This is a genomic window from Actibacterium sp. (genome assembly GCF_041584535.1).
In the GTDB taxonomy this organism is placed as follows: domain Bacteria; phylum Pseudomonadota; class Alphaproteobacteria; order Rhodobacterales; family Rhodobacteraceae; genus Actibacterium_D.
In genome coordinates this window covers 1-6,136 of sequence record NZ_JBFHDW010000163.1, presented here as the reverse complement: position 1 = coordinate 6,136, position 6,136 = coordinate 1, and the positions used below count along the sequence as shown (strand labels likewise).

Below are 6,136 nucleotides of genomic sequence, written 5' to 3'. Positions count from 1 at the left end.
GCCAGAGGCCGGCGTGTCGCCCATCTGATAGCTGCGGCCCTTCAGGATTTCCTGAAAGCGAAAGTAATGGCCGACCTCCTGCCGTTCGGGATGGAACATGTTCTTGTCGCCATCAAAGATCGAGCCATGATCCAGCCCCTCGCCCTGCTCGACGATCTCTTCCATCGCCGCCAGGGCCGAGGCCAGATCCGTCACCCCGATCAGATGGCCGGCACCGCCGTAAAAGGTGGTTTCCTTGGTCAACTGCCATGCCGGATCGCCCGAGAACACCACGTCTTCGCCAAGGGTGGCGCAGCAGGTTTTCAGCCCTTCGATGATCGCGGCATAGAACTGTCCGATTGAATGATATTTCTCCTCGGCCGGTTCCGCATCGGTTTCTGCCGGGCGTTCGATATTCAGGAAAGACCGGATCGCCGCGACAGAAATTTTACCACGGCCAACCTGAAACGACGCATCGCCATGCGGCAGCGGTGTCGGGAAGGTGGGAATGAACCCCTTGTAATCAAACCGCGGCGTGCCGCCGACCGCATTCAGGATGTTCGCGGCCAGCGCCATGTGCAGCATCTCTTCCAGAAAGACGCTTTTGATGACTTCGGTGGCTTCGGCATTCGTGCCTTCCTTGATCGAATAAAGCGCCGTCAGATAGGGCGCCAGCGTCGCGTGCTCTAATTCGATCGCCCATTGCAGATGTGTCCGCAGGCTTTCCAGATTTGTGATTGCCATGATGTCATCCCCCCGCGAATGGATCCTGAGCGCCGAACTCCTATCGTTGAAAGCCTAGTGCATTGGCTTTTAGGGGTCTACCGTTGTGAGCCGGGGCACTGCGGTCCCGGCCTGAACAGGCTGTCGGGCCCTGCTGGATCAATCGCCTTTTATCCAGAGGGATCTGACCAAATCGCGTGGACCGGGGAAGGCTTACGACACCACAGGGGTTGAACTCACACGAGTTCAACCTTTTCGCGGACCGCTTTCAGCGCCCATTGCACAAGAGCGTCCGGCACTGGGTCGACACGGGTGGCCAGACCACCCGCGAATTCTTCAAACGCGGATCGGTTCAAACCGTTCAGGCCGACGAGAACCGGCACATCCATCGCGACGGCCTGCGCGATCACCTCGCGGAACCCGCGGCCTTCGGCCTCGTGCTTGCCGAATTTGTTGATGATAAGCAGGTCAGTCTCGCCACTCAGCCGCGAAGCGACCAGCCCCACAGCGGTCTCAAGCGCCCCCGGATCAAGGCGGCAACCCCTTGCCCCCGGCCCCTGATCCTGGCTGACACGCAGCACAGGACCTTCCGGAAGGACCATCACGTCCATGTCGCATTTATGCGTATCGGGTCGTTCGGTATTGATCTGGACGGTGCCACAGCACCGAATGCCACGTTTGCCGAGACGGTTTGCGAGTCCGGCGAGGATCAGGTCAGTGTCGCCGCGTCCCGGCGCCATCGTGTAGGCAAGTTTCATGTCTTGGACCTCAACTATCGCAAAAGGGAAGAAATTCGACCAGCGCCCCGGCGGGCAGGTGGTCGGTCTCAGCCGGCAGGAAAATCAGGCCGTCTGACAACGGCATGCGCCCGACACGGCCGGAATGGGTTGCGTTCTCGAAGCCGACAATCTCGCGGCCGTTTCCATCGAACCCGATCAGCGACGCAAGCCGAAGTTCGCACCGGCCCGGATTGCGCCGGATATCGGCGCCCGTCACCACGTGACGCCTGACTGCGCGCGGGGCGGATTGTCCGGTCAATTGCCGCACAAGGGCCGTGCCGAAGATCTGCCAGGTCACAAAGGCGGACAAAGGATTGCCCGGAAGGCCAAGCCAATGGCACGTTCCAAGGCCGCCATAGGTAATCGGCTTGCCGGGTTTGATGGCGACACCGCTGAAACGGATCTCGCCCCCCAGCGCATCGAAGGCCGGTTTGGCATGGTCTTCCTCGCCGACCGAGACACCGCCTGTGGTCACGATGAGGTCGGCCTGACCGGCCAGCTCGGTAAGGCTGTGCTGCACAGCTATCTGATTGTCCGCAACCAGTCCCGCATGGACCAGTTCAATTTGGGGCGTGTCCAGCGCCGCGCACAGCATCGGCGTGTTCACGTCCCAGATATTCGCCTCATCGCATTGCGCGCCCGCCGCGCGCACCTCGTCACCTGTCACAAGCAATGCGACGCGCAGGGCACGCTGCACCGTTACCGCGCCAACGCCAGCAGCGGCGCAGGCCGCGATCTCGCGCGGGCCAAGGCACGCCCCGGCATCCAGTATCTTTTGTCCCGACTTCATGTCGGCACCGGCGCGGCGAATGTTCTGTCCGCAGGCGGGGCGTTGATTGAAGGTCACCTCCTGTCCCGTCCTGACGGCATCTTCCTGCCGGATCACGGCATCGCTGCCCGGCGGGATGGGCGCGCCGGTAAAGATCCGCGCCGCTGTGGCGGCTGTGACCGCTGTGCGCGGTGCCTCGCCTGCGGGGACCCGGTCGGAAACGGACAGGGTCCAGGGGCCCGAGCCATCAAAGCTGGCCAAGTTGACCGCGTAACCGTCCATCGCGGAATTGTCGAACGGTGGCGTCTGGCCCAATGCATGAACCGGCTTGGTCAGAACCCGACCTTTTGCCCGCAACAGCGGAACGGTCTCTGATCCCGAAACGGGCGCAGCATGTCGGGATATCAGGCCAAGCGCCTCGTCGATAGAGATCAGCCGCGCCACCTGTTCGGGCGCATCGCAACCGCAGCCCGGTGTTTCAAGTCTTGGGATCAACGTCATAGCGCACCCTGTCTTTCAAAGTGCCCCGGCCCGAGCGAGCAATCCAGATCGCGCAGGCGTCCGTCCTTCAGCCCATAGATCAGCCCGTGAACGCGCACGTTCATCCGGCGCTCCCAGGCTCTTTGCATGATCGGGGATTCCGCGACCCGCCGGACGCCTTCGATGACGTTCAGCTCGGCCAGCTTGTCGCGCTGTTCCTCAATATCCTTGCAACGGGCCAAATCGACGGCATAGGCCCGCGCAAGCCGCCGGATCGGTTCAAGCCAGTGATCCGCAAGGCCGTGGGGCATATTCTCGGTTGCGGCCCGGACACCGCCGCAGCCGTAGTGGCCACATACGATGATCTCCCGGACCTTGAGCGCCTCAAGCGCGAATTCCAGCGCGGAAAGAAAGTTCAGGTCGCTGGAATGCACGACATTCGCCACGTTGCGGTGGACGAAAACCTCACCCGGATCGAGGCCGGCAACCACATTCGCGGGCACACGGCTGTCCGAGCATCCGATCCAGAAAAACTCGGGCTCCTGAATCTCGGCAAGGCGGGAAAAATAGCTGGGGTCCGCGTCGCGGCGTTCGGCAGACCATCTGGCGTTGTTCTCGATAAGGGACTCAAGCATCGTTCAGCCTTGCATATCCTTGACGCGCCGCCGGATCGTCCCGTTGCCTTGGGGAATATCCTGCGCTTTGACCCCGGCCACCCGTCTTTTGACGTGGATCAGAAGGCCGGTTTCTTGCCCCGCGATCTGATCCATCATTTTGCGGATGGCCCCCATTCGCATGTGGTCTTCTGTGGTGAAATCCACCGGGTTTTCCATCAGGTTGAAGATGGCCGGCTTTGCATCGACAGTGCCCCGGCGCATGTTCGGCAGTTCATTCTTCATGATGACCTCGGGCCTATATCGTTCGCAGGTCCGCGCCGGTTATCGTGGCCGACGCGACCAGTTGACAGACAAACGACCGGGCCTCACGGGCCCAAGCCGCTTTTTCCATCGCCTCGGCAAGTTTGGGGCGCACGGTCTCGAACGGAAGTTCGGCCCCGTCCGCGACCGCATCGATACGGATGATGTGCCAGCCATGGCGCGTGAGAACGGGCGTCTTGGTGATTTCCCCTTCGGTGAGGGTGCGCAGCACCGCTTCGAATTCCGGCACGGTGTCGCCAGGCCCCAATTGCCCCAAGGCGCCGCCGGATGATTTCGAGCCGCAATCGCTGTTTTCACGCGCAAGCTTCGCAAAGTCGCGCGGGTTGGCGCAGGCCCGGTCGGCCAATTCGGTCGCGCGGGCTTCGGCGGCTTTCCTTTGCGCCTCATCGCGCGGATCGCAGGCGCACAGGATGTGCGACACTTCCCAAAGCGGCGGTGAACGGAAGCGCGAAGGGTCGCGCGCCCATTCCGCATGCAGCGCCTCTTCTGAGGGGGGCGCGACGTCGAGGGCGGTTTCGAGAAGGCCCCGGATCAGGGCCTCCTCGTCTGTTTCGAACCGGCCCGGACCAACCTCGGCAGGCACCGGTTGCAGGTCGCGGCGGCGCGCTTCCTGCAACAGAAGCGTGCGGATCGCCACAGCATCCGCTGCCTTGCGCCAGGCAATGCCGGGCTTTCCTTTCGGCGCGTCATGATTTTGCGCCTCGGATGCGATGACAGCGTGCGGCACGGTTTCGCCATTGACGACGAGATCGGGGAAAAGGGCTGCGTTCATGGGTCTTACTCCGCCGGTCTTGCTGTTGCGTCAGGCGCGGGTTTCGGCGCCACGACCTTGCGCGAAGCCGTCACTGCACCGGTCCGGCTGGGCAGCGGCTGGCTGCGGCGCGACCGCACCAACTGGTAGCCCGTGCGGACAAACAGATAGCGGAAAGGCGCTGCGATACCCGAGACGATGTGCACCAGCCGTGTGAAGGGGAACAGGACGAAGATCGTCAGGCCCAGCACGATATGCAGCTTGTAGATCAGCGGCACATGGGCGAGATGCGTCGCCGCATCGGATTGGAAGGTGAAAATCCCCTGCGCCCAAGCCATGAACAACAGCACTTCGCCATGCTCGGCGGTCACGATCGAGTAGGGCACGCTGATCAGACCCAGCGCAAGCTGCGCCAGCAGGATAAGCAGGATCGCCGTATCCCAGAAGCTGGAGGTGGCCCGCACGCGCGGATCGTTCAGGCGACGATGCGCCAGCATGATGCCCCCGATAATCGCCAGCACCCCGGCGATCCCGCCTGCCGTCGCTGCCAGCAACTGCTTGGCCTCGGCGTGAATGCCGAAGGCTTCGTAGATCTGGTGCGGGATCAGCAGGCCGAACAGGTGACCCACGAAGATGACCAGAACGCCGAGGTGGAACAGGATCGAACCGATCATCAGCTGTTTGCGTCGCAAAAGCTGCGAGGACGAGCTTTTCCATGTGAAAGGATCGCGTTCATAGCGTGCGATGGATCCAAGGATCAGCACCGCAAGCGCGATATAGGGGTAAATCCCGAAAAGGAAGTTGTGCATCTGTGCCTCCATCACACCGCTGCCACGCCAGAGGCGGGGCGGACGGGTTCATCCATACGCGCGAGCATGTCGCGCACTTGCGGGCAGCCGGCATTCGGGTCCGGACCAAAGCGGACTTCGCTTTCCTCCCAGACCGCATCCAGCGCATCCAGATCGTTCGGATCGACTTCGGGCTGTTCGAGGAGTTCCGCCACCGCGTCCTGGTTCACCTTTGCACCGGAAAGCTGCAAAAGAGCGGCGAACACGGCACCATACGGGCTTTCACGCCGGACGAGCCGGGCGTTAAGGGCCTCGAATATATGTGCCGCGTCCGCCAAGGTTTCCTGTGCTTCTGCGAAGGGACGCGTCGACAGGAATTCCAGCAGCACCGGAAGGTGATCCGGCAGTTCTGCGGTGACGGGATCGAACCCGCCTTCGCGATAGGTTTCAAGCAAGGACACCATCGCGCCGCCCCGGTCACGGCTTTCGCCATGCACATGCTCGAAGAGGTTCAGCGACAGGGTGCGCGACCGGTCGAACAGAAACACGTACTGTTCTTCCAGATCATAGATGTCACGCCCGCCCAGATTCTCCATAAGCGGGCGCAGCCCCCGACGCGCCGCCGCAGTCAGGCGCGTGTCCGACGCCAGAACGGCGCTGATTTCGGGCATGGCCTGCTGCAATTCGCGTGTCGGGTAACTCAGCACCAGCGAAATCGCTTTTAATGTGCGGTCCATCACTGCACCTCCGTCGGCATTTTCAGGGGTTTCTTAGACCCGCCGAACAGCGAGCCTTTCGAGATGCCGGTAGAGCACCCGTTGGTGTCGGTGAAGCCGCAACCGCTACGCAAATCATAGGCTTCTTCCACCTGTTCGCGATGGGTGGTCGGGATTACGAAGCGATCCTCGTAATTGGCGATCGCCATCACG

8 protein-coding genes and 1 pseudogene are annotated in these 6,136 nt (G+C 62.1%); all 9 read right to left on the bottom strand.

Features of this window, described 5'->3' with window-relative positions; translation table 11 throughout:
* Positions 1-723, bottom strand: a 723-nt coding sequence (locus tag ABYW26_RS09200; RefSeq protein WP_372604502.1) for a ferritin-like protein, incomplete at its 3' end; no start/stop codon positions are given.
* A 215-nt stretch (positions 724-938) separates the two neighbouring features.
* On the bottom strand, positions 939-1,460 hold the full coding sequence (locus ABYW26_RS09195; RefSeq protein WP_372604501.1) for a DUF2478 domain-containing protein: 522 nt from the start codon (positions 1,458-1,460) through the stop codon (positions 939-941).
* Between the two features lie 10 nt (positions 1,461-1,470).
* Positions 1,471-2,751 (bottom strand): gephyrin-like molybdotransferase Glp, encoded by a 1,281-nt coding sequence (gene glp, locus ABYW26_RS09190; RefSeq protein WP_372604500.1) that lies wholly within the window; start codon positions 2,749-2,751, stop codon positions 1,471-1,473.
* Positions 2,748-3,365 (bottom strand): carbonic anhydrase, encoded by a 618-nt coding sequence (locus ABYW26_RS09185; protein ID WP_372604498.1) that lies wholly within the window; start codon positions 3,363-3,365, stop codon positions 2,748-2,750. The genes glp and ABYW26_RS09185 overlap by 4 nt, the downstream gene beginning before the upstream one ends.
* Before the next feature lie 3 nt (positions 3,366-3,368).
* Positions 3,369-3,629, bottom strand: a complete 261-nt coding sequence (locus ABYW26_RS09180; RefSeq protein WP_372604496.1) for a hypothetical protein — start codon at positions 3,627-3,629, stop codon at positions 3,369-3,371.
* A 13-nt stretch (positions 3,630-3,642) separates the two neighbouring features.
* The gene (locus tag ABYW26_RS09175) at positions 3,643-4,440 is read right to left on the bottom strand and encodes a peptidylprolyl isomerase (protein ID WP_372604495.1); all 798 of its coding nucleotides are present in this window, start codon (positions 4,438-4,440) and stop codon (positions 3,643-3,645) included.
* Between the two features lie 5 nt (positions 4,441-4,445).
* Positions 4,446-5,228 carry a respiratory nitrate reductase subunit gamma gene (gene narI / locus ABYW26_RS09170; RefSeq protein WP_372604494.1) on the bottom strand — a complete coding sequence of 261 codons (783 nt, stop codon included), beginning with the start codon at positions 5,226-5,228 and terminating at the stop codon, positions 4,446-4,448.
* Positions 5,229-5,239: 11 nt separating this feature from the next.
* Entirely contained in the window at positions 5,240-5,944 is a 705-nt protein-coding gene (gene narJ / locus ABYW26_RS09165) for a nitrate reductase molybdenum cofactor assembly chaperone (protein WP_372604492.1), read from the bottom strand.
* Positions 5,944-6,136, bottom strand: a pseudogene (gene narH, locus ABYW26_RS09160) (nitrate reductase subunit beta); the annotation flags it as partial. The pseudogene narH and the gene narJ, both read right to left, overlap by 1 nt.